The organism is Caballeronia sp. LjRoot31 (assembly GCF_964253885.1).
Classification (GTDB): domain Bacteria; phylum Pseudomonadota; class Gammaproteobacteria; order Burkholderiales; family Burkholderiaceae; genus Caballeronia.
On the sequence record NZ_CAXURX020000001.1, the window covers coordinates 1,730,216 to 1,754,552 of the forward strand.

General features: G+C 58.5%; 25 protein-coding genes and 1 pseudogene. 15 read left to right on the forward strand and 11 right to left on the reverse strand.

Annotation, left to right across the window (positions count from 1 at the left end; all coding sequences use genetic code 11):
• Positions 1-12: 12 nt before the first annotated feature.
• The gene (gcl, locus tag ACSQ8V_RS07650; RefSeq protein ID WP_436181359.1) at positions 13-1,788 is read right to left on the reverse strand and encodes a glyoxylate carboligase; all 1,776 of its coding nucleotides are present in this window, start codon (positions 1,786-1,788) and stop codon (positions 13-15) included.
• A 154-nt stretch (positions 1,789-1,942) separates the two neighbouring features.
• Here gcl and ACSQ8V_RS07655 point away from each other — a divergent pair, with 154 nt between their 5' ends.
• From ACSQ8V_RS07655 to ACSQ8V_RS07685, 7 genes are all read left to right on the forward strand, one after another.
• Positions 1,943-2,854: a LysR family transcriptional regulator gene (locus ACSQ8V_RS07655; RefSeq protein WP_213764139.1), complete on the forward strand. Its 912-nt coding sequence runs from the start codon at positions 1,943-1,945 to the stop codon at positions 2,852-2,854.
• A gap of 174 nt (positions 2,855-3,028) precedes the next feature.
• Positions 3,029-3,430, forward strand: a complete 402-nt coding sequence (rpsF, locus tag ACSQ8V_RS07660) for a 30S ribosomal protein S6 (RefSeq protein WP_031359789.1) — start codon at positions 3,029-3,031, stop codon at positions 3,428-3,430.
• A 43-nt stretch (positions 3,431-3,473) separates the two neighbouring features.
• Positions 3,474-3,773 carry a primosomal replication protein N gene (gene priB / locus ACSQ8V_RS07665; RefSeq protein ID WP_436181360.1) on the forward strand — a complete coding sequence of 100 codons (300 nt, stop codon included), beginning with the start codon at positions 3,474-3,476 and terminating at the stop codon, positions 3,771-3,773.
• Between the two features lie 2 nt (positions 3,774-3,775).
• Entirely contained in the window at positions 3,776-4,051 is a 276-nt protein-coding gene (gene rpsR, locus ACSQ8V_RS07670; protein ID WP_031359787.1) for a 30S ribosomal protein S18, read from the forward strand.
• 28 nt (positions 4,052-4,079) lie between these two features.
• Positions 4,080-4,535, forward strand: a complete 456-nt coding sequence (gene rplI / locus ACSQ8V_RS07675; RefSeq protein ID WP_089159054.1) for a 50S ribosomal protein L9 — start codon at positions 4,080-4,082, stop codon at positions 4,533-4,535.
• Positions 4,536-4,688: 153 nt separating this feature from the next.
• Entirely contained in the window at positions 4,689-6,077 is a 1,389-nt protein-coding gene (locus tag ACSQ8V_RS07680; protein ID WP_031359785.1) for a replicative DNA helicase, read from the forward strand.
• A 320-nt stretch (positions 6,078-6,397) separates the two neighbouring features.
• The gene (locus tag ACSQ8V_RS07685; protein WP_436205354.1) at positions 6,398-7,552 is read left to right on the forward strand and encodes a tyrosine-type recombinase/integrase; all 1,155 of its coding nucleotides are present in this window, start codon (positions 6,398-6,400) and stop codon (positions 7,550-7,552) included.
• Between the two features lie 335 nt (positions 7,553-7,887).
• Here the strand turns inward: ACSQ8V_RS07685 and ACSQ8V_RS07690 are convergent, their stop codons facing one another.
• Positions 7,888-9,450, reverse strand: coding sequence for an FAD-binding protein (locus tag ACSQ8V_RS07690; protein WP_436205355.1), 1,563 nt, complete (start codon positions 9,448-9,450; stop codon positions 7,888-7,890).
• A 493-nt stretch (positions 9,451-9,943) separates the two neighbouring features.
• Between ACSQ8V_RS07690 and ACSQ8V_RS07695 the strand changes: the two genes are divergently transcribed.
• Positions 9,944-10,666, forward strand: coding sequence for an IS6 family transposase (locus ACSQ8V_RS07695; protein ID WP_436181471.1), 723 nt, complete (start codon positions 9,944-9,946; stop codon positions 10,664-10,666).
• 39 nt (positions 10,667-10,705) lie between these two features.
• Here ACSQ8V_RS07695 and ACSQ8V_RS07700 read toward each other — a convergent pair whose 3' ends face one another.
• Positions 10,706-11,194: a LysR family transcriptional regulator gene (locus ACSQ8V_RS07700; protein WP_436205356.1), complete on the reverse strand. Its 489-nt coding sequence runs from the start codon at positions 11,192-11,194 to the stop codon at positions 10,706-10,708.
• A gap of 176 nt (positions 11,195-11,370) precedes the next feature.
• Here ACSQ8V_RS07700 and ACSQ8V_RS07705 point away from each other — a divergent pair, with 176 nt between their 5' ends.
• The 3 genes from ACSQ8V_RS07705 to ACSQ8V_RS07715 all read left to right on the forward strand — a co-directional run bounded on the left by ACSQ8V_RS07705 (position 11,371) and on the right by ACSQ8V_RS07715 (position 14,104).
• On the forward strand, positions 11,371-12,843 hold the full coding sequence (locus tag ACSQ8V_RS07705) for an MFS transporter (RefSeq protein ID WP_436205357.1): 1,473 nt from the start codon (positions 11,371-11,373) through the stop codon (positions 12,841-12,843).
• A gap of 146 nt (positions 12,844-12,989) precedes the next feature.
• Positions 12,990-13,628, forward strand: a complete 639-nt coding sequence (locus ACSQ8V_RS07710; RefSeq protein WP_436205358.1) for an MFS transporter — start codon at positions 12,990-12,992, stop codon at positions 13,626-13,628.
• Positions 13,629-13,642: 14 nt separating this feature from the next.
• A complete protein-coding gene (locus ACSQ8V_RS07715) occupies positions 13,643-14,104 on the forward strand; it encodes a hypothetical protein (protein ID WP_436205359.1) in 462 nt (153 codons plus the stop codon).
• 406 nt (positions 14,105-14,510) lie between these two features.
• Here ACSQ8V_RS07715 and ACSQ8V_RS07720 read toward each other — a convergent pair whose 3' ends face one another.
• The gene (locus tag ACSQ8V_RS07720; RefSeq protein ID WP_436205360.1) at positions 14,511-15,461 is read right to left on the reverse strand and encodes a DMT family transporter; all 951 of its coding nucleotides are present in this window, start codon (positions 15,459-15,461) and stop codon (positions 14,511-14,513) included.
• 85 nt (positions 15,462-15,546) lie between these two features.
• Here ACSQ8V_RS07720 and ACSQ8V_RS07725 point away from each other — a divergent pair, with 85 nt between their 5' ends.
• Entirely contained in the window at positions 15,547-16,416 is an 870-nt protein-coding gene (locus ACSQ8V_RS07725) for a LysR family transcriptional regulator (protein ID WP_436205361.1), read from the forward strand.
• Between the two features lie 140 nt (positions 16,417-16,556).
• On the opposite strand, the gene ACSQ8V_RS07730 is transcribed toward ACSQ8V_RS07725, so the two are convergent.
• Both ACSQ8V_RS07730 and ACSQ8V_RS07735 read right to left on the reverse strand, forming a co-directional pair.
• A complete protein-coding gene (locus ACSQ8V_RS07730) occupies positions 16,557-16,745 on the reverse strand; it encodes a hypothetical protein (protein WP_436205362.1) in 189 nt (62 codons plus the stop codon).
• Positions 16,705-17,316, reverse strand: coding sequence for a TetR/AcrR family transcriptional regulator (locus ACSQ8V_RS07735; protein WP_436205363.1), 612 nt, complete (start codon positions 17,314-17,316; stop codon positions 16,705-16,707). Before ACSQ8V_RS07735 ends, ACSQ8V_RS07730 begins: the two co-directional genes overlap by 41 nt.
• A 343-nt stretch (positions 17,317-17,659) precedes the next feature.
• Here ACSQ8V_RS07735 and ACSQ8V_RS07740 point away from each other — a divergent pair.
• The 3 genes and pseudogenes from ACSQ8V_RS07740 to ACSQ8V_RS07750 all read left to right on the forward strand — a co-directional run bounded on the left by ACSQ8V_RS07740 (position 17,660) and on the right by ACSQ8V_RS07750 (position 19,870).
• Positions 17,660-18,489: pseudogene (locus ACSQ8V_RS07740) on the forward strand (SDR family NAD(P)-dependent oxidoreductase).
• An 86-nt stretch (positions 18,490-18,575) separates the two neighbouring features.
• Positions 18,576-19,160 (forward strand): YceI family protein, encoded by a 585-nt coding sequence (locus ACSQ8V_RS07745; RefSeq protein ID WP_436205364.1) that lies wholly within the window; start codon positions 18,576-18,578, stop codon positions 19,158-19,160.
• 77 nt (positions 19,161-19,237) lie between these two features.
• A complete protein-coding gene (locus tag ACSQ8V_RS07750; RefSeq protein WP_436205365.1) occupies positions 19,238-19,870 on the forward strand; it encodes an NAD(P)H-binding protein in 633 nt (210 codons plus the stop codon).
• Between the two features lie 394 nt (positions 19,871-20,264).
• Here ACSQ8V_RS07750 and ACSQ8V_RS07755 read toward each other — a convergent pair whose 3' ends face one another.
• From ACSQ8V_RS07755 to narJ, 5 genes are all read right to left on the reverse strand, one after another.
• Positions 20,265-20,675, reverse strand: a complete 411-nt coding sequence (locus tag ACSQ8V_RS07755) for a ribonucleotide reductase subunit alpha (RefSeq protein WP_436183123.1) — start codon at positions 20,673-20,675, stop codon at positions 20,265-20,267.
• A gap of 63 nt (positions 20,676-20,738) precedes the next feature.
• Positions 20,739-21,956 (reverse strand): MFS transporter, encoded by a 1,218-nt coding sequence (locus ACSQ8V_RS07760; RefSeq protein WP_436205366.1) that lies wholly within the window; start codon positions 21,954-21,956, stop codon positions 20,739-20,741.
• Positions 21,957-22,089: 133 nt separating this feature from the next.
• The gene (locus ACSQ8V_RS07765; protein ID WP_436205367.1) at positions 22,090-22,887 is read right to left on the reverse strand and encodes a peptidylprolyl isomerase; all 798 of its coding nucleotides are present in this window, start codon (positions 22,885-22,887) and stop codon (positions 22,090-22,092) included.
• Positions 22,888-22,902: 15 nt separating this feature from the next.
• Positions 22,903-23,586, reverse strand: a complete 684-nt coding sequence (narI, locus tag ACSQ8V_RS07770) for a respiratory nitrate reductase subunit gamma (protein WP_436205368.1) — start codon at positions 23,584-23,586, stop codon at positions 22,903-22,905.
• Positions 23,587-23,656: 70 nt separating this feature from the next.
• Positions 23,657-24,337, reverse strand: coding sequence for a nitrate reductase molybdenum cofactor assembly chaperone (narJ, locus tag ACSQ8V_RS07775; RefSeq protein ID WP_436205369.1), 681 nt, complete (start codon positions 24,335-24,337; stop codon positions 23,657-23,659).

Sequence of the window (24,337 nt, forward strand, 5' to 3'; positions counted from 1 at the left end):
TTTTGTTCTCTCTCAGGCGTTATGCGCAATGGCCGTCGGTGCGTCCTGCTCGCTTTCGGCGAGCGGTTCGAATTCGTTGATCGCATCGATCTCCGTGCCCATCGCGATGTTCGTCACACGCTCGAGGATCACTTCAACAATGATTGGCACGCCGAATTCCGCGAGCATTCCCTGAGCCTTGCGAAGGGCTGGAGCGAGGTCCTCCGGATTGAAGACGCGCACTGCCTTGCAGCCAAGTCCTTCGGCTACTGCCACGTGATCGACGCCATAACCGTTCAGATCGGGTGCATTGATGTTCTCGAAGGCAAGCTGGACGCAGTAGTCCATATCGAAGCCGCGTTGCGCCTGACGGATCAGGCCGAGGTACGAGTTGTTCACCACCACATGGATGTACGGCAGCCGGAATTGCGCACCAACCGCAAGTTCTTCGATCATGAACTGGAAGTCGTAATCGCCCGAGAGCGCGACGATCGGCCGTTGCGGGTCCGCGGCACGAACACCGAGCGCGGCCGGAATGGTCCAGCCGAGCGGGCCGGCCTGACCGCAATTGATCCAGTTGCGCGCCTTGTACACATGCAGGAACTGCGCGCCGGCGATTTGCGACAGACCGATCGTCGAGACGTAGCAGGTATCGCGGCCGAAGACCTTGTTCATTTCTTCGTAGACGCGTTGCGGTTTCATCGGCACGTTGTCGAAGTGCGTCTTGCGATGCAACGTGCGCTTGCGTTCCTGGCACTCGCCGACCCACGCGCCGCGATCCTTCAGCTTGCCCGCGGCCTTCCATTCACGCGCCACTTCCACAAACAGTTCGAGCGCGAATTTAGCGTCGGAGACAATGCCCAGATCCGGACCGAACACGCGGCCGATCTGCGTCGGTTCAATGTCCACGTGCACAAACGTACGGCCCTTCGTATAAACCTCGACGCTGCCCGTGTGACGGTTAGCCCAGCGATTGCCGATGCCGAGTACGAAGTCGGACGCGAGCATCGAAGCGTTCCCGTAGCGATGCGCCGTTTGCAAACCGCACATGCCGGCCATCAGCGGATGATCGTCGGGAATCGCGCCCCAGCTCATCAGCGTGGGGATGACCGGCACGTTCATGATTTCGGCGAACTCGACCAGCAGATCTTCGGCCGCAGCATTCAACACGCCGCCGCCGGACACGATCAACGGTCGCTCCGACGCCGTCAGCATCGCCAGCGCTTTCTCGATCTGAGCGCGTGTTGCTTTGGGCTTGTAGACGGGCAGGGGTTCGTACGTGTCGATATCAAATTCGATTTCCGCGAGTTGCACGTCGATCGGCAAATCGACCAGCACCGGACCCGGACGGCCTGAGCGCATCAGGTGAAATGCCTGTTGGAACACGCGCGGCACGAGCGCCGGTTCGCGCACGGTCACCGCCCACTTGGTCACCGGCTTGGCGATCGATTCAATATCGACGGCCTGGAAGTCTTCTTTATAGAGACGCGCACGCGGCGCCTGGCCTGTGATCGCGAGGATCGGGATGGAATCGGCCTGGGCGGAATACAGCCCGGTGATCATGTCCGTTCCCGCCGGTCCCGACGTGCCAATACACACGCCGATATTGCCCGGTGCCGCCCGCGTATAACCTTCGGCCATATGCGACGCGCCTTCAACGTGGCGTGCCAGCACGTGGCCGATACTGCCGGCCCGTTGCAGGGCGGAGTAGAACGGGTTGATCGCCGCGCCCGGAACGCCGAACGCCATTTCGATCCCTTCTTTTTCCAGCACGAGAACGGCTGCGTCGACTGCTCGCATTTTTGTCATGAGTGTCTCCTTCCATTGTGTTCTGCTGCATTGCGCCGTTGCGCGATGTCGTTAAGGGGACTTTATGCGTATGCGGGAGTGTTGATAAGATCAGCCAGAGTCGTTTGATCCGATACAAAAAGTATGGAATGAATGAGCAATGGAGGCCAAGAAAATGGACCGCTTCAGGCAGATTGAGACGTTCGTGAAGGTCGCCGAGGCCGGCAGTCTGGCTGCGGCGGCGCTGGAGGAGGGGGTGTCGCCAGTCATTTTGGGGCGGCGTATTGATGCTTTAGAGAAGCGTCTGGGCGTCAAGCTGATGTACCGCTCCACGCGCCGTCTAGTGGTAAGCGAGGAGGGCGCGGCGTTCCTTGAACGCTGCCGTGGACTGCTGGCGGACTGGAATCAGGCAGAAGATGAACTCGCCGATGGCCAGCGCACCGTCGATGGCCACCTGATTGTCTCCGCCCCGGCGGCCTTCGGACGAATGCACGTGGCGCCTCACGCGCCAGGTTTTCTCGTCGATAAACCCGCGTTACAGATGTCGTTCAACCTGAACGACCGCGTTGCCGACCTGATCCGCGAGGGTTACGACCTGTCGATCCGCATAGGCGGGGCGGTCGATCAGAACTTCGTTGCCGTGAAGCTCGCCGATAACCGCCGGGTGGTCTGCGGCACGCCGGCGTATTTCAAGAAGCACGGCAAGCCGAAATCACTCGATGACCTGCCGCGTCACAACTGCCTCGCATTCAATTTGCAGGGCGGACAGAATCGCGGCTGGTATTTCCGTCGCAACGGCAAACTCGCGACGGTGCGTGTCTCGGGCAATCTGGATTGCAACGACGGCGAATTGCTCCACCGATGGGTATCGGAAGGGCATGGGCTTGGCTGGCGCTCGACCTGGGAAATCCAGCGTCAACTGGCAAATGGCGAACTGGAAACCGTTCTGGACGAGTTCGCGCTGCCCGATTACGACATCCTCGCGGTCTATCCGCAGCAGCGCTACGTACCGGCGAAAGTGCGCTACTTCATTGATTATTTGAAGAAAATCTACGCCCAGCCGGATTACTGGAGCCGCGAAAGGTGAGTTTCCGGGCCGCTCAGGCATGCATGAGTGCTAAGCCATTGAAAACACAGCGGAAGTAATACGCGAAATGCGTAAATCAGTTGTGTGGCCGGCCGTATCTCGCTATAATCGCTGGCTTCTCTCTTGCCGCACCGGTCCGACGCCCGGGTGGCTTTATATCCTCAAGGAGTAACAATGCGTCATTACGAAATCGTATTTATCGTGCATCCGGATCAAAGCGAGCAAGTGCCCGCCATGATCGAACGGTACAAAACCACGATCACAACACACGGTGGTTCGATCCATCGCATCGAAGACTGGGGCCGCCGTCAGCTGGCTTACATGATCGAGAAGCTTGCGAAGGCTCACTACGTGTGCATGAACATTGAATGCAGCCAGGAAACGCTCGAAGAACTGGAACACGCGTTCAAGTTCAACGACGCTGTGCTGCGTCACCTTATCGTCAAGCTGAAGAAGGCCGAAACCGGCCCGTCGCCGATGATGAAGGAAGTTCACCGCGAAGAAGCCAAGAAGGCGGCCAGCCAGCCGTCGACTGAAGCTCATGCAGCTCCGGCCGCAAGCTCGCAGGCAAACTAATCAAGAAGGCGACTTTTAAGGTCGTCGCGTCACCAGGAATCAAGTGAACCGGCTGCAACTGACAGCAAGCGTTGTGGAGCGAGAACCGGTGCGGTACACCCCCGCCGGCGTCCCCATAGCGAGTTGCACGTTGCATCACCGTACGGAAGTCGTCGAAGCGGGCATTGCCCGGCAAATCGAACTGACTCTCCCGGCGGTCGCGGCCGGTGCTGCGAGCGGCAAGCTGGAAAGCCTCGTAATGGGCGTAGAAACGCTCTTCACGGGCTTCATGGCGAAGAAAAGCCGCAACGCGCGAACCCTGGTGTTTCACATCACAGAATTGCAGGATATTGGAAAGGACTGAACATGCCCCGCCCGACTGGTAAGAAATTCGACAAACGTCGTCAGCAACAAAACCCGCTCTTCAAGCGCAAGAAGTTCTGCCGTTTCACCGCGGCCAATGTCGAGACCATCGACTACAAGGACACGGAAACGCTGAAGGACTTCGTTGGTGAGAACGGCAAGATCACGCCGGCTCGTCTGACAGGAACGAAGGCTCACTACCAACGTCAGCTCGATACGGCTATCAAGCGCGCTCGTTTTCTCGCGCTGCTGCCGTACACCGACCTGCACAAGGCCTAATCAGACGACGCAATAAGGAAAAAGCCAAATGCAAATCATTCTTTTGGAAAAAGTCGTCAACCTGGGCAACCTGGGCGACATCGTTCGTGTCAAGGACGGTTACGCACGTAACTTCCTGATCCCGGGCAAGAAGGCCCGCCGTGCAACGAAGGACGCAATCGCGGAATTCGAAGTGCGCCGCGCCGATCTGGAAAAAGTTGCCGCTGAAAAGCTGGCAGCCGCTACGGCCCTGGGCGAAAAGCTGAGCGGCGCGACCGTTCAGATCTCGCAAAAGGCTGGCGTCGACGGTCGTTTGTTCGGTTCGGTGACGAATGCGGACATCGCCGAAGCGCTGAAGAAGCAAGGCTTGGCCGAAGTCGAAAAGTCGCAAGTGCGTCTGGCCGACGGCCCGCTGAAGCTGGTTGGCGATCACGCTATCCAGGTTGCACTGCACACCGACGTAGTTGTCGATGTGACGGTGTCGGTGCTCGGCGAACACGCTTAAGTGTATTTCGCTCGCATCAACGGCCGGGCTTAGTCCTGCCGCCGATGCAGAAGTAATGCTGCAGTAAAAGAAAGGCGGGAACCGCGAGCGGTTCCCGCCTTTTTGTTTTTCCGGCCTCGCCGTCGCCCGTCATTTCGCCGATAATTCCTCCCCATGAACGCACCGTCGAAAGATCCCCAACTGGATGCGCTGAAGGTCCCGCCGCATTCCATCGAAGCCGAGCAGTCCGTCATTGGCGGCTTGCTGCTGGATAACGCCGCATGGGACCGTATTGCGGACGTGATGTCGCACGGCGATTTTTACCGCTACGACCATCGGATCATTTACGAGGCGATCGGCAAGCTGATCGCGACCACGCGCCCGGCCGACGTGATCACCGTCTACGAGGCGCTGACGAACACCGGCAAGGCCGAGGAAGTGGGCGGCCTGGCGTATCTGAATGCGCTCGCGCAGAACACGCCGAGCGCCGCGAACATTCGCCGTTATGCGGAAATCGTCCGGGATCGGGCGGTGTTGCGCCGTCTGGTATCGGTCGCAGATGAAATTTCCGCCGATGCCTTTAATCCGCAAGGCAAGGAAGTGCGCCAGTTGCTGGACGAGGCCGAAGCGAAGGTGTTCTCGATCGCGGAAAGCGGCGCGCGCGGCACGCAGGGTTTTCTCGAGATCGGACCGCTGCTGACGCAGGTGGTCGAGCGTATCGACACGCTTTATCACACCGCGAATCCTAGCGATGTGACCGGCACGCCGACGGGTTTCGTCGATCTGGACCGCATGACATCGGGTATGCACGGCGGTGAACTGATCATCGTGGCGGGCCGGCCGTCGATGGGTAAAACTGCGTTCTCGATGAATATCGGTGAATACGTGGCCGTTGAATATGGCCTTCCGGTTGCCGTGTTCTCAATGGAAATGCCGGGCACGCAGCTCACCATGCGTATGTTGGGTTCGGTGGGCCGTTTGGATCAGCACAGAATGCGCACCGGCCGTCTCACCGACGAAGACTGGCCGAAGCTCACGCACGCTGTGCAGAAAATGAGCGAGGCGCAGATCTTTATCGATGAAACGGGTGGTCTGAACCCGATGGAGCTACGCTCGCGCTCGCGCCGTCTGGCACGGCAATGCGGCAAGCTGGGCCTGATTATCGTGGATTATTTGCAGCTGATGTCCGGCTCCGGTTCGGCCGGTGAAAACCGCGCGACCGAAATCTCGGAAATCTCGCGTTCACTCAAAAGCCTTGCCAAAGAACTGGACGTTCCCGTGATGGCGCTTTCGCAGTTGAATCGCGGGTTGGAGCAGCGTCCGAACAAACGCCCGATCATGTCCGACTTGCGTGAGTCCGGCGCTATCGAACAGGACGCGGACGTGATTCTTTTCATCTATCGCGACGAAGTCTACAACCCGGATAGCCCGGACAAAGGCACGGCCGAGATCATCATCGGTAAGCAGCGTAATGGTCCAATCGGTCCCATTCGACTCACGTTCCAGGGTCAATACACGAAGTTCGAGAATTTTGCCGGTGCGCAGAATTTCTACGGCGACTAGGGAACTTATCGCCTGTCCACGTTTGATTTGACGTCGGTCAGGGTGCTTCGATGGTCCCGCGAAGGTACAATGTGGCAGTTTTATGTCAGCGCCATTTTGAGCCACTTTCCGGGATTTTCATGTTCGGTCGATTCATGCCCACCGAGGGCAAAAAATAGGCTCTCAAGACGCTCCATAAGATCTCGATGCCCGGCCTAAGTTGATGAAAATAAAGGAAATAGCGCTTCATACGGTTTCAAGTGATCCCAATATGTTTTTGCGTATAATTTACGTACGGCTCGGTGGCATGACATACTGTCCTGTCCGGACAGGGGAGCGACATGACCGCCAACGCCAACATCAGAAGCAAGACCGCTCGCGCCAAACTGGCGCCGCGCCGCAATCCGTACTTCGAGAAGATCCGCAGAGGTGTGTTCGTCGGCTTCCGTAGGGTGGAGGTGGGCCCGGGCACCTGGGTCGGTCGATACCGCACCGATGATGGTGCGCAGACTTTCAAGGCTTTCGGCGAATTTGCCGAATATGACGACGCCCAAAGAGCCGTTGAGGAATGGGCGAAAGGGCTTGAGGGCGGTGTAAAAAATCAAAGAACGACGGTTTCCGATGCATGTGAGGCGTACGTTAAAAAGCTGCTGATTGATAACTCGCCTGCCAGCTCCCGAGACGCGGAATACCGGTTCAAACGCCTCGTGTACAAATCCACGGTACCAGGCGACCCGCCGCGCATAGGACGGGTCGAGCTATCGAAGCTGCGGGCCATGGACATTGAGAGATGGAGAAACGATCAACTGGACGATGACGATCCGGATGACGAAGAAAGCTATAACCGGGCTAAAGATACGGCCAACCGCAATCTGGCTGCTCTTAAGGCCGCCTTGAATTACGCGAAGAAATGCCAGTTGGTCCCAACTGACACCGGATGGAAGGACGTCAACAAATTTCCGAAGGTGGGTGCGCGGCGTAACGGCTGGCTTACAGCAGAACAGCGCCGCACATTGCTGGCCGCCATGTTCGATGATCTACGTACATTGGCTACTGCGCTACTGCTCACCGGCGCGCGGCCGGGCGAGCTGGCTCGAGCCAATGCAAGCGACCTTGATCGAAATGCCGGCACGATATGGCTCGACGGCAAGACGGGGCGAAGAGAAGTTGACCTGTCGACAGCGGCTCGCGCATTCTTTGCTGAGCAGGCGAGAGACAAAATCGCGAATGCGCCGCTGTTGAGCAATTCGTTTTCGCAGCGGTGGACCGCTGCGCAATGGGGTAAGGAATTTAGAGAGGCGCGCGACGCGGCTGGCCTACCCGATGCTGTCCTGTATTGCATGCGTCACACCTACATCAGTGAAGCCATCGCGCAAGGTATAGATGTGTACACAGTTGCTGACCTTACTGGCACGAGCGTCGCTATCATTCAATCGAATTACGGAAACCGGACGGATAACATCGTTGAGCGGCTAGACCGGGTTTCGATCCTGTAGCGGCAACCCGGTACGCGGGTACACCGGTTGACGTTCGCAATGCAGGATGTGTTGCGAGACCGGCATTTTGCGCACCTCCTGGAAATCAGGCGCATGTCGACCTTAGGCAGCCGACCCGACGTGCGTTGTGTCATCACCCAAAAATCCCATCGAGCTTTCGGCGCGGCGGCGGGCAGGTAACGCGCTGCTAACGGTGAATCTCAGAGTCCTTGTCGCAAGCATTATCCTAAAAACAACGGCATTTTATCAAGAGCTAACGGTTATATGCGCTTGATGCATGTCGGGACGTTCCCGTAGCCGTCACCGTTCGACTCAAGGCATAAAGATGAGGATTCCTAGAGAATCACTATCTGTGGTGACTCGACACTATCCGTCCGAATGGATGACACGCGACCGCTGCAAGTCAATGAACGGGCATCCCAAAGATCACAACCGCACCGGCGTGAAGCCGTCGGGACTCCAGTCCTCGCTGCCGACCCCGTGATGGACGAAAAGGAATCCCTCGGGTCGTAGCGGTTCTTGATCGCTTTCAGCCGCGCATAATTTGCCCCCCAAAACGCTTCGCGCCAATCTCCACGGAAAAAATCTGTTTCCGAAAGATACGAGCCGCTTTGTGGCGATAATACTTTAAGAACGGCCGCAGCTTTGGCCACACGCTCGGCTTGGCGATGTGCCTCTGTCATGTCAGGCGGCGTGATCGGGAGACCCGCAAACGGCGGCGAACCGCCCGCAGCCACAATCATTAAGGCGAACGCGTCGGCGACTTTTGGATTCATGGCGCACTGACGTGCGTGCTCGTTTACCTCCGCAGGGGCACCCGCGAGTCCTTTGTTGACATGAAGTTCCACGGCCTGAAATTGGGCGGCCTCCGTGAGCGCCCCGGCAAGCTGGCCGCGTTGGGCTGGTTCGAGAAGCGTCGCGGGCAGCCATTGTGACTCGTAGCCGTACAGAAATAGTGAGGCTTGGTCTCCATCGCCTCGCCACCAACCGTGCTGGGTGGCCGCTCCGGCCCGTGGGTCGGGCACCAGTCCGGGGTTGGCCTTGAGATCCCACCAGCGGCGTGCAGGACCGGCGCCGATCTGAGGTTCATCGTTGAAGGTGAAATCTGCTCGTGAGGCTCCTACCCAATCGATGAACGGTGCCCACACCGATTTGGCCCGTCCGTCGTTGAGGCCCTGACACACCATCGACACGTGGACTTCGTCTTCGTGAAAAGCAAGCTGCTCGCCCCATTGGGGGTTGAACAGGTTTTCGGCATAGTGGTCAACGAGCCGTTCAACCAGCCGCCGGTAAGCCTCACGCGATGACGCCTTGACCGTGAATTCAGCCCAACCAAAGTGCTCAGGCAGATCGTGGGTCTGCAAAGTGATCCTGGTCACCACACCGAAACTGCCGCCACCTCCGCCTTTCAGCGCCCAAAAAGGGTCGGGCTCCCGCGATGCGTTGACCGTGCGGACAACGCCGTCAGCTGTGACGATCTCGGCCTGGAGCAGGCTCACGGCCGCCAATCCGTAACGCTTCGAGAACGATCCGAAACCGCCTCCCTGGACGAGGCCGGCAACCCCCACACTCGCACAACCGCCGCCCTGGACGTATCGCCCCGCCTGGGTGGTGACGGCAGTGTAGACGTCGATCCACATGCAGCCGGCCTCTACAGTCACAGCCGGCGTCGGAGGTATCGAAGAGCCCAATGGAACGAATCCATCGTGTAGCTCGATGCGGTTCATCGCGCGTGTCCAGATCAAAAGGGAATCCGGCGCGTTAGACCCGCCAAGGTAACTATGCCCCCCGCCTTTCACCACCAGACGCAAATTGTGTTGGCGCACGAAATTGATGCCCGCAACCACGTCGGTGGTAGAACGGGCCGCACGGCGTAGGCGCTCGCGCGGGGTGTCCATCCGTCGAGCCACCCTGAGATCTGCGTGCCGCCAGGATCGTCACCGAGCGCGATCGGGTTTCGCGCTTCCCCCAGGCCAGCAAGACAATCGGGCGCGCGGGGCGCTTGCGCACAGGTCTGCCAGATGGTTGTTGGTTGCAACAAATTTCCACCAATTGCGCGACTTAGCGCCTCCCATTCCTCTGCTTCCGGCCACGCAGGATCGCTAGGCCGAACGCGGCCCGTTCCAGCCACTGCTGGAATCACGTCGGCAAAAATCGTGGTGGTGCGGAGGTAAGGCAGGGCGGCAATACCCTTTAGAAGGCATCGTCTCTTCATGACGTCTCTTTTTCTTACCGTGAGCTAACCGGGTTGGCGAACCATCTTTTCTAGATTCTAAAGCGAGCCCGGCTCGCTCCGTCGAGCGAATGATCGCTGCAATAGATCAAAGGGTTTTGTCGCATTAGCGACGCTGCAGTAAAGTTCGGGTTGCCAAAACTTTGCTTGGACCCTCGATGAAGAAGACCGCAACACCACGAACGGCCCTTGCTGCTGGCGTTGCCAAGGTGCTGCAGCGGTTGCACTATCCGCTCGACGTGATGTTGTTGTGCGTGCGGTGGTATGTGGCTTATTCGCTAAGTCTTCGGAATCTTGAGGAGATGATGGCTGAGCGGGCCATTGGCGTGGATCATTCAACAGTGCATCGTTGGGTCATCAAGTTGGTGCCGTTGTTCGAAAAGACGTTTCGCAAGCACAAGCGCCCGGTGGGCGCGAGTTGGCGCATGGATGAAACCTATATCAAGGTCAAAGGATCGTGGAAATATCTTTATCGAGCTGTGGACAAGGCGGGCAACACCATCGACTTTCTGTTTAGAGCCAAGCGGGACAAGGCTGCTGCTCGGCGGTTTTTTGAAAAGGCAATCGGTCAGAACGGCTCGCCCGAGACGGTGACCATCGACAAGAGCGGTTCCAATCTCGCCGCGCTTCATGCGGTGAATGCCGAGCGCGAGATGCCCATCAGGATTCGTCAAGTCAAGTATTTGAACAACGTGGTCGAACAGGACCATCGGGCCATCAAACGCATCACTCGGCCGATGCAGGGGTTCAAGAACTTTGACTGCGCGCGCGTAATTCTCGGTGGCATTGAGACTATGCACATGATCAAGAAAGGGCAGATGAAGTGCTTGGGTAAAATCCCGCTGTCCGCCGCCCAGCAGTTCTACTCACTCGTTTCATAAGGTATCCTTCGGATATCGCATTTACTCGTCCCTCCTGTCTTACTGCGACACAACCATCAGGCGTTCTCCATCCCGCCGATCATCTTCGCGCCGTACGATCGCAGCATCCAGTGTGCCTTTGTCGAACGCATCCATGAGAGTGCGCGACGCTTCGATGTGGACTTCGATGACCAGAGCGGGATCGTGCGCATTCAGGTTCGCCAGCAAGGTGGGCAAACCGGGACCCGCGACCTGATCGCTGATGCCGATCACCAGCCGTCTGGACTGGCTGGACAGGCCGCCGATCGCCAGTTCATGGGCCGCAATGAAGTTTCTCGCCGGTTTCAGAAACGTCGTGCCCTGTGCGGACAGACGCACCTTTCGAGGCGTGCGTTCGAGCAAACGGTAGCCCAGTCGATCTTCCAGACGCTTCACCTTCACGCTGACTGCGGCCTGCGTGGTGCCAAGCGCCTGCGCCGCCTTGGTGAAGCTGCTCAGATCGGCGACCAGAACGAATGCACTCACGGAATCGACGTCAAGAGCCGCCATGGAAACAATCCTATTTTGTTATGACTGAAATATAGTTACATATCTTTATCTTATCATCGATTCAACGCACACTCTGATCGAAGTCCTGCGAACGGGCCATGCCTTCCTCGCGGAACTGGCATCGCCGCCATCCCGCTGCGCAGGGCAACTCGCTTTCAAAATCCGCAGGAGCGACCATGAGTGCTGCACAAGCCGAAAAGATAAATGCCAGCGTCATCATGGAACCGGAAGGCGATCCGCGGCGCTGGTTCGCGCTCCCGGTGCTGCTCACCGGGGCATTCCTCCCGATCCTTGATTTCAACGTCGTCAATCTGGCGCTGCCCGCCATCCGGCAAAATCTCGTTGCTACATCGAGCGAGATGCAGTTCGTCATCTCTGCCTACGCCGCGACCTATGCCGTGTTCCTCATTACCGGAGGTCGCCTCGGGGACCTGCTGGGCCGCAAGCAGATGTTCCTGCTCGGTGTGGCGGGCTTCACACTCGCATCGGTGTTGTGCGGTTTCGCGTGGTCGCCGCCGGTTCTGATCGCGGGCCGCATCCTGCAAGGTCTGACGGCAACCGTCATGGCGCCGCAGGTGCTGGCGTCGATACGCGTCCTGTTCCCGCCGGCCGAGCAGGGGCGCGCGCTCGCACTTTACGGCGCTACGTTCGGTCTGGCCAATATCTGCGGCCAGATACTGGGCGGTGCGTTGGTGTCATCCCACCCGTTCGGTTTCGCCTGGCAGGCGATCTTTCTCATCAACGTGCCGATCGGCATGGTGGCCTTTATCGGAGGACTGCTGTTTCTCGGTGATTCGCGGGCGCAGCACGCCCAGAAGCTCGACATCGGCGGCGTCGTATTGCTCTCGGTGACACTGGGCCTCCTGGTCTACCCCCTGGTCGAGGGGCGCGAGACCGGGTGGTCGGCCTGGATCGTTGCGTTGCTCATTGCGTCACCGCTTGCGCTATATGCCTTCATTCGCTTCGAGAAGCGGATTGCCGCTCGAGGAGGCTCTCCGCTGGTGGCGCTTTCGCTATTTCGTCTGCGCGGGTTCGGCATTGGCGTCGTCATGGCATTGGTGTTCTACATGATGTCGTCTTTTTATTTGACCTTCTCGGTCTATCTGCAAGGCGGCCTACATCTGACCGCGCTCGCTGCGGGTCTCGCGACGCTGCCGTTCGCCATTGGCTTCTTTGTCGCGTCGCTTGCATCGTCCTACCTCATGAGGCGTCTGGGGACGCGCGCCTTGACGCTCGGCTTCGCGGTGCAGGTGCTTGGCTTCGGTGTCGTGATGCTGACCGTCAGCAAGGTGTTGCCGGGTAGTTTGGGTGTTGGCCTGGCCATTGGCGGATTGGGCTATGGGACCGTCATGCCCTCTGTCATCAAGGCCGTCATCGGTGGCGTGGATCAACGTCATGCCGGACTGGCATCGGGGATCGTGATCTCCACCTTTCAGGTCGGGGCGGCGCTTGGCGTGGCGATCATTGGTGGGGTGTTCTACAGTGCGCTCGGAGCAGGGCGGGACCTCAATGCGTACTCACACGCCTTCACTATCGCACTAGGCTGCAACGTGGGACTGCTAGCCGTCGGCGGACTGCTGTCCCTATGGCTGCCCGGCAACGTACCGGTGAAAGCCACATCACGTCTCGCACCTGGGATGACCGAATGAATGCTGGATATCATATGGACCCCAAAACGCACGACCTGAACCAGTGCCACGCCGTTCGTCCGTCCGTCTTGCCCTGATAATAGATTGCTGCGTTCGCCGCGAGCTCAACGGTGGCATCGATACCGCAATACAAAGAGAAAAACCGGATGTCCAGTTCCTTGCAGACGAGTGAGGTAATCGAAGAAGGTTTGTCCCGTCCACACCGCTATTACGCGGCGGCGGCCATCATGGCCGGTATCCTGATGGGGTCGCTCGACAGTTCGATCGTGAACATCGCATTGCCGACCATCGCGACCGCGCTGAAAGTTCGCCCAGCCGACGTGATCTGGGTCGCGAACAGTTATCAGGTCGCCAGTGCCGTCAGCATGCTGGCATTCGCCGCGCTCGCTCACGTGCTGGGGCAACGAAGGGTGTACGGTGCCGGTCTGCTGGTCTTTACGCTCGCGTCGCTTGGCTGTGCACTGTCGGGGTCAAACGGTCTGCTCGTGCTGATGAGTACGTTGCAAGGGTTCGGCTATGCGGCGATGGCGACGATCGGGCTCGGGCTGTACCGGACGATATTCCCGCCCCGATCCCTGGCGACAGTCCTCGGTTGGAACGCGCTGGTGGTCTCGTCCGGTATGACGATCGGCCCGGTTATCGGCGGTGTGCTGGTCGCCTGGCTTTCCTGGCCATGGCTGTTCCTCATCAACCTGCCTCTTGGCATCGCTGCGCTTTTTATACATGGCGCTCACTTCCGCCCGATTCTGGTAGGAAGCCGGGCTTTGACGTTATCGGCGCGGTAGCCTCCGCCCTGGCCATGTGTGCACTGGTCGTGGGCGTCGATGAACTCGGACGCTGGCCGCGCGATATCCTTCTAGCTGTTTTCTTCTCCGGCGGCTGTCTCACGGCCTTCTTCGTCTTCTGGCAGACCCGTTCGCATAAGCCGCTGCTGCCGCTCGACATCTTCCATTCGCGACGCTTCACGCTGGCGGTGATCTCGTCGATCTGCATGTTCACGGCCCAGGGGCTGGCGCTGGTCGCGTTGTCCTTTCTGCTGCAGCACACGTATCGTTTCGACGTGCTGCAGGCGGCCCTGATCTTCACCCCATGGCCGCTGGCCGTGGTCGTTGTCGCGCCGCTGGCGGGCAAGCTGACGGGACGGATCAAGGGGACCGTGCTCGCGTCCACGGGCGTCACGGTGCTGGCGATCGGACTGGCGGCGCTCGCGCACGCGGTTTTGGCGGGCAGCTACGGTACACTGGTGATCATTGACGTGTAAGACGCCGTAATCTGCTTGGGTCTGCATGTTTTCGGGCCGGGACGCATGACGCGGTTGGTACCAGAACCCCATTCGATGGACTTCAACATCGCAAATGGCCTGCGCTAGCAGGTGCGTTCATAAAGAAGGTGGCAGCGCGAACCTAACCGGTAACAAGCATGACGCTATTAGTCGGTGAGCGCCGGCAAGTGATCTCGAGCGCTAGAAGCAGCAGGTGCGGATGTAACCTGAAGATCATGTTGAGACGCTCAGCAAGCGGTTTTGACCAGTCCCATCGATTTTCTTCGACAAGTGGTGACCGGTATTTGCGATATTGCATCCGCGTTAGTGAGCCTCGCAGGCGTCGCAACGCGAGACAACAGCCAGGCATCGACCTATCGTGCGCGAGCGTTCGCACGGCGACACGTTATCCCCTCGGGGCGCGTTCAGCAAACCAGATGGCAACCGCCATCACCGCAATGCCGAATAGCTGCACACCCCCCAGGTGCTGTTCGAAGAACAGCCAGTCGATGACGATGGCGACTGCAGGGTAGGCGAATTGAAACACCGCAAGGCGGCCGGTGTTCAAGCGGGCCATGCCGACGTACATCAGGGTGTATGCCAGCCCGGTGTGTACCAGCCCCAGGCCCGCCAGCCACACCCAGGACATGCCCCATTCAGGCCACCCCTGCTTCATCGGCCACACCCACAGCATCAGTGTGCCGAGCGCACATTGCCACCAGGTCAATATTCCGGCAGGTAGCTCGCGCAAGCGGCGGGCGATGATCGTGACGCATGCCATACAGAACGCACCGATCAGACACGCGGTGACGCCTAGCCAATAACCTGGCCGAAGCATTTCGCGTGGTCCGAACAGGGAGGTGTGTTCCAGGATCCCGGTTGCCAGCGCCAGCCCCAGCATGGCTACAGAGACCGACGCGACGCGCCGCCTCCCAATCGACTCTTTCAGCCAGAATGTTCCGAGCACCACCACCCACATTGGCTGAATCTGAAACAACACGATCGCCACGCCTACGGAGGTCCGCTCGATCGCCGTGAAAAACAACACCCAACTTAGCACCATCAGCATGCCGGCAGACAATACCCAGGGTCCGGTGGTTCTGGTCAGGCGCAGGTAGCCTGTTTGTCGGCGCAGCAACACCCAGAGTGTCAGGCCCAGTAAACCGAATGCGCAGCGAAACCAGGTTGTGGTCAAGGGATCGGCGCCGGCGTGATGTACGAAGATGCCGATGGTGCCAAGCAGCGCGCTACCGATAAGAAAAGGGAATGCGCCCGCCGCGCGAGTGCTCGCGAGTCGGGCTTTGTCACGCCCTAGAAGACTTGCTGCTCCTGCCTGAAGGTGTTGGTCCGTATTCATGGCCGCAGTTTGTCTTTTGAGCAGTCAAACGAGAAGCGCATAATTCAACCATCAATTATTCGATAATCGAAAGTCTCCGGGTCTGATGACACGACAAGATCTGCAACTGGATTGGCTCAAATGCTTCGTCGCCGTGGTCGACGCGGGTTCTCTGTCGAATGCGGCTGGGGAGGTCCACCGCTCGCAGTCGGCGGTCAGCATGCAGCTCAAGAAGCTTGAGGAAGCAGTGGGGCGCCGACTCATTGAGCGGGGTTCGCGCAAGTTCGAGCTGACTCTCGATGGGCTGACGCTGCTTGGCTACGCGCGGCGCATCCTCGATCTGCACGCCGAAGCCAAGATCGTTCTCAGTGGCGAGGAGCTTACCGGTCGGGTGCGACTTGGCGTGCCTGACGACTACGCAGCCAGGTACCTGACACCGGTGCTCAAGCGGTTTGCGCCCAGGCACAGTGGTGTCGAGATCGAATTGGACTGCGAGCAGTCCACCTCGCTCATCCCGCGTGTGGCGAGCGGTGACCTTGACCTGGCGCTCGTGTCCCGTGACCATTCCCGGCGCGGCACTCTGCTGTTTCATGAACCGATGGTGTGGGTGGGCTCGGCGCAATTCGAGCTGTGGCGGCGTGACCCGCTGCCCATTGCCGTCTACGAGGGCACCAGCCTGGCACGGCGTGGCGCAATCAATTCCCTGGCGCAGCAGGGGCGTCGATACAGGGTGGTCTACAACAGTTCCAGCCTGGCCGGGCAGATTGCCGCTGTCGAGGGTGGCTTGGCGATCGCGGCGCTGACCCAGTGCAGCGCACCGGGAGATTTGCAGATCCTGGGCAGCGAGCAGGGGTTGGGGCCACTCGGACCCATGGAAGTCGCCGTGTACCGGAGTCGCGACTCGCGTGGTTCGAAAGCGGTGGACAGCCTCCACAGCCTCCTGGTCAGGACGCTCAGGTTGTCGGGCTCAGTCTGAGGAAGGGGTGAACCCCGAAAGGCCAGGGCGCGGCTGCAAAGAGCTATGACCCGACGGCTGCCGCGAACCATGACCTACATCCACAACAACAGTCTGAACCACAGCTCGTTCTCAGGCCGACCACTGATCTCTCGAATTAATCACTTTTCGAGCATCAGGGTCGTCTCCTCGATTCGGGCGAAGCGCCCGTCGGGGTCGCGCTCCGCGAACAGGTACACCTCTTGGAGAATCCGCTCCCCATCACGCTTAATCAGGTCGACGACATGGCGCTCTGCGTAGCGGTCGGCATCACCGCTTCGACTGGTGATCGAGAAGATCGAAGGCCTCATCGATATAGTGTGTCAACGGGTGCGCGGCGTCTTCCTGTCGCCAGTTGTCTTTAGCAAACCGAAGCGTACCCATAGCCATCATGGCTGTCAGACGTAAAGCAGGCCGCCGGGCCGGATCTGGCCATAGCTCGTACATCGCCTCGGCCAGTACCTCCTCCAACTGCACATGAAGCGCTTCTTTGCGTAGCCGAAGCGTTTCTATCGATCGCAGGATTCGGTCCGCCATAATGGATTCCTTGGTCTCATACATTGAGGCTAGGGCCAAAAAAGTCCTCCGAGCGGCATCGATCGGTGATTGCTTCGGCGATTGCTTCAGGAAGGTGGGACGCAGAAGGCGCGGGATGTTGCCGCTCTCGTGCGCCAGCAGGACATCTTCTTTCGACTTTAAATAGTAGAAGAAAGTGCGCCGCGATATTCCCGATGCCGCCGCGATCGCATCGAGCGTGGTCGCCTCATAGCCATTTTCTACGAAGAGCTCAAGACCGGTTTTGGCGATCAGATCGAGCGTAAGCCGGCGTTTGCGTTCGCGCAGGTCGTTTGGGATTTTCTCTACGTTAATCATCGTTGTCATTCTGACGGCCGCTGAGACTCAGTATTTTCCAATCCGGAAAGGAGTCTGAACTTGCCGGTGATGTCGAGGTTCAGGGGTCGCTCTATCTCTATTGGAAAGCGGGAGTTGTCCACGGCGGTGGGTAACTCCCGCTCCCCGGATTATGCCGCAGCCACCAGCAGCCTCTCAGGCACGCTTGCACCTGAACGAAGCGAATAGGTTCCGCAATGATCGCCACCCTAAACTTCGCTAAGACTCCTTTGCCATTAAATAATGGCTGATCCTTGACAAGTCTACACTATGTGCCATACATTGCACGGAGTGTAAGATCGCACTGAGTGTAATTGTTAATGGAGCAGCGAACATGGCGTCGTCAAAAGTTTGGTTCATCACCGGTACATCGAGCGGGTTTGGCCGTGTCTGGACGGAGGCTGCTCTGAAACGCGGCGATAGGGTAGTCGCCACGGCGCGAAACGTGGGGGAGCTTGATGAATTCGTAACGGCTTATGGTGATGCGGTTCTGGCCCTACCGCTCGACGTGACGGATCGCGATGCCGTGTTCGAAGCGGTCGGTCAAGCGCACCGGCATTTTGGACGCCTCGACGTCGTCGTCAGCAACGCCGGCTATGGCTATATGGGGGCCATTGAGGAACTGGAACCCGAGCAAGTCAAAGCCAGCTTCGACACAAATGTATTCGGGACCCTCTCGGTCATTCAGGCAGCACTGCCGATCTTGCGGGCGCAGGCCAGCGGTCACATCCTACGGTGTCGAGCATAGGAGGCGTCATCGCTTTCCAGACGGGTGGAACTTACACCGCCACTAAATTTGCCGTCGAAGCCATGTCGGAAGCACTGGCGGCCGAAGTGGCTGCATTCGGTATCAAAGTCACGATCATAGAACCGGGCCACTTCACCACCGGGTTTCGCGCAGCGGTGCAATCCCCGCCGGCCATCGACGTGTACAACCCCATACGTCAGGCCATTCGCTCGTCATTCAAACCCGAAGATTTTGGCGATCCGGTTGCCACCTCCGCAGCGATCTTCAAAGCCGTGGACGCCGATGAGCCCCCACTTCGCTTAGTGCTCGGTTCGACAACGATCGCGAAGTTCAAGGCGGTCTACCAGGCGCGGCTTAGCAACTGGGACAAATGGGAAATCGTATCAAACGCGGCTCAAGGCACGCAGCACGCTTAAAACAGAGGTTGTGGGAAGTCGATCAAAACCCTGAAATGTTGAACGGCCCTTCCAAACTCAAACTAAAGCCAAAACGGACCATATCCATGCCCCTTTCACGAAAGGCACTTTTTGCGGCGGCCCTGATCAGTGCCGCGCCGTTTGCTTCCGCGTTTGCGGCTGATACTTACGCCCTAGATCCGGCCCATACCCAGACGATCTTCACGATAGACCATCTCGGCTTCTCGACTATCACCGGGGCTGTTCACGATCTTAAAGGGACTCTGCTTCTAGATACGGTGAAGCCGGAAAACAGTACGGTCGCGGTGACCATGGGTGCGGACAGCGTCGACACGGGCTTCGCGGCTCGCGACAAGGAACTGCAGGGGCCGATGTTCTTCAACGTTGCGCAGTTTCCAGCGATGACGTTCAAGAGCACACACATCAAAATGACAGGCGCCAAGACGGCAGACATCCAAGGCGACTTCACCTTGCTTGGGATCACCAAGCCGCTGATTCTCAAGACAACGTTCAATCGAATGGCGCAGGATACGACCGGTACGAACGTTTATAAGGCCGGCTTTACTGCCACAACAACGATCAGGCGTTCTGAGTTCGGTATGAAGGCTTATGTCCCTTATGTTGGCGACGATGTCCACGTGACGATCAATTTCGAGGATATCAAGCAATAGTCTTCGGTCTTTGCATACTCGAAACGGCCTTTTACAGGTACACGTTGGTTCCAACGCTTGAATGGGGGAGCGTAAAGATGAAACTACTACTGTTCGGTGCGACAGGGTTGGTGGGAAGCAGAACATTGAAGCTCGCGCTCTCCAGCCCAGCCTTTTCCGAAGTAATCGCGCCAACACGGAAACCGCTTGCACCGAGTGACAGACTGGTGAACCCGGTCGGATCACGCCTGGAGGAGCTTGTTCCGAATCTGATGTCGTACCAGCCAGACGCGGTCATATGCGCATTGGGAACGACTCAGGCAAAAGCAGGCTCGAAGGAAGCGTTCCGTCATGTCGACCGCGACCTACCTATTGCGATTGGCAAAGCCGCACATGCGGCCGGCGTAGAGACGTATGCGATTGTGACGGCCATGGGTGCTTCTGCAAATTCCATGAGCTTTTACTACAGGACCAAAGGAGAGGTCGAGAGGGACATCCAGAAAATCGGGTTCCGATCGCTTACGATCTGCAAACCCAGCCTCATTGGTGGAGAGCGAAATGAAGTAAGGAATGCAGAGGGAGCGGTGCTGACGCTGCTTCGACTCTTAGCTCCGATTCTGCCAAAGAAATTTCATGTCAATCCAGCAGATGTCATTGCTGCTTCGTTGCTCGATGCCGTCATCGTTGCAAAAATGGGGTGTCGTTGGATCTATGCTGAAGAAATGAACTGAACGTGTTGGCCTACGTTGTTACGCAACAGGACTATCCGCCCGATATAGCAAAGTTGGCACCGGAAGGGCTTCGAGAGCGGGTGTTATCGGGAATAAATGGCTGGGAGCCCGCACTTTGCATGCTGGTTCGTGATGGCGACGTGTCCACGGTTCCGCCAGTGGTTTAACGAAGTATGCTGGATTTGCCGCAATGGAAGCCCAGTAACGTGGCGCTTCTTGGCGACGGCCGCCGTGTCATGGTCTGCGGGCCCGTTCTCGCCGCGGGAATGCAGGTGCTGCGGTCACAGTCGCATAGCCTAGCAACATTGTTCGCCATGTGGATGGCCTTCGCTCCACGAGGATTCGAGGGTGTTGCGGCTCTCGCAGAAGTAACGATGGGGAAATCCGCCGTCGTTCAGGAGTGATCCAGTAGCACCGGCTGGCCATGCGTGTCGAATGGAATGAACGCACCAACGGCGCCAGCCTTGATCGATTCCACCATCCTGTTCAAAGGCGCCTCAGCTTCTTCCGGAGTAGGGTGGCGCCCATTTCTCCCCGAAAGCGCCGCCACAAACACGATCGTCCATTCGAGAATGAACTGCCGGGATTCTTCAAGCAATTCGCTAAAGTCCCCCAGTTCTTCAGGCGTCTTGTCGAGGCAAATTAATGGTGTGAGCGTGCCACCATGCCCTGCCTCGAAGGTCGCCCGTTGTTCGGGTGTGCAGTCCTCCGGCAACGCTACCTGGGTGAAGACGAACAGCAGCCGCTGCGGTTCTGTTTGCAGCCGGGCGGCGCGCACTAGGTCGTCAAAGCTCGAAATGTCCATGCTCATGTTTGCAGGTTCCTGTGGTGCAGTAGCGATACGTGTATCGAGGCCCATGCTGACCACTTAAGGGGTACTGGTTTGGCCATCGATTCGCACCCGCCTGACACTGGATTGATAAAGCAGGATGAGGGATACCCAGACGATTCCATAGAGCAGCATGAAGCAGCTCGAGCGCACGCCCAGCCAATCGAGGAGGGTGCCGAACAGGATCGGCAGCAAAAATCCGCCGAGGCCGCCGGCCAGTCCAACGATGCCCGTCACGACACCCATTTGCTGCGGGAAGTCGTCGGCGACATACTTGAACGTGGACGCCATGCCGAACGCAAATACAACACCCAGCACGAACAACAATCCAATAAACACAGGCAACCCGAGATGAATATGGAAGCTACGCGGTCCACCGATTGTGCTCACAACAAAGTTCGTATCGGGATACGACAGCAGAAACAAACATACCCATGCGACCCATAAGCCCCACCACGTCACTTTGTGCGCACCGAGACGGTCGGCGAGGCTGCCGCCGAGCGCGCGCAACACCGATCCGGGCAGCGAGAATCCGACCGCTAATGCGGAGGCCGCTACGACCGACAGTCCAAATTCGCCCTTCAGATACTGCGGAATCCACAACGACAGGGCGGTGAAGCCACCAAAACAAATCGAATAGTATTGGCAGTACTTCCAGACCTTCGGGTCTTTCAATACCAGGAACTGCTTGGTCCAGGACCCGGAGGTTTTGCCTGCTCCCGGGTCGGTAGCGGACCCCAGGCAGAAAATGGCCGCCGTGACCAGGAGCGCAACCGCATAGATCTTCGGAACGGCTCGCCAGCCATAGGTCGCCTGTAGCGTCGGGGTGATGAACAGATTCACGGCTGCACCGACCGTGCCGGCACCAAAGAATCCCATGGCGAAGCCACGCTTTTCAGGCGGGAAGAAGCGAGCGACATAGGGCGTACCCACGGCGAACGAGGCGCCGACGGCGCCGAGAAACAAGCCGATTGCGAGAAATTGCCACAAGGCCGTCGCGTAGGAAATCAGAAACACCGGGATCGCACATAGGACCAGTAAGGTGGTCATCACCACGCGACCGCCAAAGCGGTCAGTCCAGATGCCCAGCGGTAAGCGCAACAGCGCACCGCTCAGCACAGGCGTCGCTGTCAGCAACCCAAACTCGGTGCTGTTCAGGCCCAGATCGGTGCGTAACTGGATTCCGATCACGCCGAACATCATCCAGACCACGAAGCAGACCATAAAGGCGAGCGTCGTGACACATAAGACCAACATCGGACTTCTCGATGAACTCATAAATACTCCAGATCAGGTGCGGCAATGATGCCGCATGAGGCAACATCGATCGGCATGGTTAGCGCAGTGTTCATTTCCTGTTTATCAAGCGTAACTGCTTGCGCGCCGGGCGCTATTGCAGCAGCAGACCAGGGCGTACATCCAGTGCGATGCCGCGCAGCTCAGCGCTCGAAGCCAACAGAGTCAGATATTGCTGAATCGATTTATGCCTGACGTGCTCCTGGAGATAGCGAGCGATGGTTTCCCGCGTCGCTTCGAACGGTAGCGCGAGGCCTGCGATGCGGCGCTCCACTGACACGATATGAAAGCCGTAACGTGTATTGACGAGCCCCGGCAGCAAGCCAATTTGGCTAGTCTCAAAAATTGCCTTCTCGAACTCCGGCACACTCTCGCCGCGAGTCAACTGGCCGAGGTTCCCGCCGACCTGGCCGGACGGGCAATTCGATAAGGTCTGGGCGAGTGCCTCGAAGCGCTCGGGGTGCTGCACGAGTTCGCGATGCGCCTCTTCGGCGCGGTTGCGCACGTGGGTCATGGCTGCCTTGTCCGTCAGCGCGAAGAGAATGTGGCGCGCGAAAACCAGATCCGGACTGCGGAACTTCTGCGCGTTGGCTGCGTAGTAGCGCTGACATTCCTCATCGGACGGCAGGGGCGTCTTGCACTCCATTTCCAGAAGACGGTCTGTCGTCTGATCGTCGAGGTCGGTGCCTGATATCAGCAAACCCAGCGTGACGGCGCGCTGGGTCAGTAGTTCGCGTACGACTAGCGAGCGGCGCGCGGCATAGTCGGGATCGGTTTCCTCTGGATGGGATGCGGATTCGGCATCGATCGCGGTGGCGTCGATGACAACGCCGTTGACGCTGAGCTCGACTGTCTCGGCGGTCGTCGATGTGCCGATCGTGTTTGAAGTCATGGAGATTCCCCTGCGTTAGCGCTTGCGCACGATCTGGTGAGGCCGAAACAGATAGCCGACGGTGGCCATGCCACTCCAGATATGCACAAGGCGCGTGAACGGCGAAATGAGAAAGATCGTGAAGCCCAGTGCGATATGGATCTTGTAGACAAGTGGCACGGGAGCAAGGAGATCCGCGACGGGTTGAAACGTGACGATTCCCTTGACGTAGGTGCTCAGCGTTTCGAACATGACGCCGTCCATATGGGCCAGTGAAAGCGGGACGGTGGACAGTCCGAGCGCGAGCTGTAGCCACAGAATGACGAGGACCAGGATATCCGCATGTGCACTATTGATGCGAATTCGCGGGTCCGACAATCGTCGATACAGCAGAATCGAAAGGCCGATGATTGCGACGATGCCCGCGCTTCCCCCCGCCGCCATCGCAATAAACTGATGTTGAGACGCATTGAGAAAGGGCGACACCATCCAGTGCGGCGCCAGAAAGCCCGCGAAATGGCCAGCAATGACGATCAGCACGCCGATATGAAACAGATTGCTGCCCAGGCGCAATTGGCGGCGTCTGAGCAGTTGCGACGAATCGCTTTTCCACGTGTACTGTTCGCGATCGAAGCGGATCAGACTGCCGAGCAGCCAGATAGCGAGGCAGATGTAGGGATAAATGCCAAACAACAGCGAATTGATGACGGGCTGATTCATGAGGCGTCTCCAGCGAAAATCCTATTTTTGAACAGGGGGCAGTTCAACACGGTAGTCATGTGTTCTCGGGCTACCGCGGCGGCCTTTTGTCGTAAAACTGAATCGGCTGAGGTTGGCTGGAAACAGGGGCTGGTGCCCCCAGAAAGCTCACCGGGTCGTCCTGCCACTCGCGATCGAGTGCCTCGCCGTCAATCGCCTGCTCCACGACTTTTGCAGGCGCGGCGACGTCCAGCGGTGCCTCGCCTGCGAGCGGCAACAATGCAGCGACGACCGCAAAATATGCGCTACCGAGCTCGGCGAGCTTCGTTGCGATTCGCCGGTTGATGTCGGCGATTTCAGCGAGCAACGACCGGGCCTTGCTCGGGGACTCCTGTCCCAGGAATTCCAGGAACACCGGTAGATAGTCAGGCAACTCGCCGCTACCGAGAAACAGTCCTTTCGCTTCGTACATGGCCAGCAAGTCGACCATCGCTTGCCCCCGCTCACGCGATTCGCCGTGCACGTGTTCGAACAGGTAAAGCGACGTAGCCCGGCCGCGATCGAAGGTTTCGACGTAGTCTTCCTGGAGATCCAGTAGCGGTCGCGATGCTAAGTGATCTACCAACGCGATCAAAGCCAAGCGGGTGGCCGGCGCAAAGGCACGATGAGCTGCCATCGCCGCGCGAATCTCGGTGAGCGCCTCAATGAGCGAGGCGTCTGGATAGTCGAGCAGGGCGCTCAACATGCTGAAGATCTGGCGGTTGTCTGTCAT

Excerpts from the sequence above, each read along its gene's own strand:
- narI (WP_436205368.1), bottom strand. The coding sequence starts at position 23,586 with ATGAATCAGCCCGTCATCAATTCGCTGTTGTTTGGCATTTATCCCTAC.
- ACSQ8V_RS07750 (WP_436205365.1), top strand. The coding sequence starts at position 19,238 with ATGAAACTACTACTGTTCGGTGCGACAGGGTTGGTGGGAAGCAGAACA.
- ACSQ8V_RS07745 (WP_436205364.1), top strand. The coding sequence starts at position 18,576 with ATGCCCCTTTCACGAAAGGCACTTTTTGCGGCGGCCCTGATCAGTGCC.
- ACSQ8V_RS07765 (WP_436205367.1), bottom strand. The coding sequence starts at position 22,887 with ATGACTTCAAACACGATCGGCACATCGACGACCGCCGAGACAGTCGAG.
- ACSQ8V_RS07695 (WP_436181471.1), top strand. The coding sequence starts at position 9,944 with ATGAAGAAGACCGCAACACCACGAACGGCCCTTGCTGCTGGCGTTGCC.
- rpsR (WP_031359787.1), top strand. The coding sequence starts at position 3,776 with ATGCCCCGCCCGACTGGTAAGAAATTCGACAAACGTCGTCAGCAACAA.
- ACSQ8V_RS07705 (WP_436205357.1), top strand. The coding sequence starts at position 11,371 with ATGAGTGCTGCACAAGCCGAAAAGATAAATGCCAGCGTCATCATGGAA.
- ACSQ8V_RS07760 (WP_436205366.1), bottom strand. The coding sequence starts at position 21,956 with ATGTTGGTCTTATGTGTCACGACGCTCGCCTTTATGGTCTGCTTCGTG.
- ACSQ8V_RS07680 (WP_031359785.1), top strand. The coding sequence starts at position 4,689 with ATGAACGCACCGTCGAAAGATCCCCAACTGGATGCGCTGAAGGTCCCG.
- ACSQ8V_RS07715 (WP_436205359.1), top strand. The coding sequence starts at position 13,643 with ATGTGTGCACTGGTCGTGGGCGTCGATGAACTCGGACGCTGGCCGCGC.
- narJ (WP_436205369.1), bottom strand. The coding sequence starts at position 24,337 with ATGACAGACAACCGCCAGATCTTCAGCATGTTGAGCGCCCTGCTCGAC.
- ACSQ8V_RS07655 (WP_213764139.1), top strand. The coding sequence starts at position 1,943 with ATGGACCGCTTCAGGCAGATTGAGACGTTCGTGAAGGTCGCCGAGGCC.
- ACSQ8V_RS07735 (WP_436205363.1), bottom strand. The coding sequence starts at position 17,316 with ATGACAACGATGATTAACGTAGAGAAAATCCCAAACGACCTGCGCGAA.
- ACSQ8V_RS07710 (WP_436205358.1), top strand. The coding sequence starts at position 12,990 with ATGTCCAGTTCCTTGCAGACGAGTGAGGTAATCGAAGAAGGTTTGTCC.
- rplI (WP_089159054.1), top strand. The coding sequence starts at position 4,080 with ATGCAAATCATTCTTTTGGAAAAAGTCGTCAACCTGGGCAACCTGGGC.
- gcl (WP_436181359.1), bottom strand. The coding sequence starts at position 1,788 with ATGACAAAAATGCGAGCAGTCGACGCAGCCGTTCTCGTGCTGGAAAAA.
- ACSQ8V_RS07725 (WP_436205361.1), top strand. The coding sequence starts at position 15,547 with ATGACACGACAAGATCTGCAACTGGATTGGCTCAAATGCTTCGTCGCC.
- ACSQ8V_RS07730 (WP_436205362.1), bottom strand. The coding sequence starts at position 16,745 with ATGAGGCCTTCGATCTTCTCGATCACCAGTCGAAGCGGTGATGCCGAC.
- ACSQ8V_RS07720 (WP_436205360.1), bottom strand. The coding sequence starts at position 15,461 with ATGAATACGGACCAACACCTTCAGGCAGGAGCAGCAAGTCTTCTAGGG.
- ACSQ8V_RS07755 (WP_436183123.1), bottom strand. The coding sequence starts at position 20,675 with ATGGACATTTCGAGCTTTGACGACCTAGTGCGCGCCGCCCGGCTGCAA.
- ACSQ8V_RS07690 (WP_436205355.1), bottom strand. The coding sequence starts at position 9,450 with ATGGACACCCCGCGCGAGCGCCTACGCCGTGCGGCCCGTTCTACCACC.
- ACSQ8V_RS07685 (WP_436205354.1), top strand. The coding sequence starts at position 6,398 with ATGACCGCCAACGCCAACATCAGAAGCAAGACCGCTCGCGCCAAACTG.
- rpsF (WP_031359789.1), top strand. The coding sequence starts at position 3,029 with ATGCGTCATTACGAAATCGTATTTATCGTGCATCCGGATCAAAGCGAG.
- ACSQ8V_RS07700 (WP_436205356.1), bottom strand. The coding sequence starts at position 11,194 with ATGGCGGCTCTTGACGTCGATTCCGTGAGTGCATTCGTTCTGGTCGCC.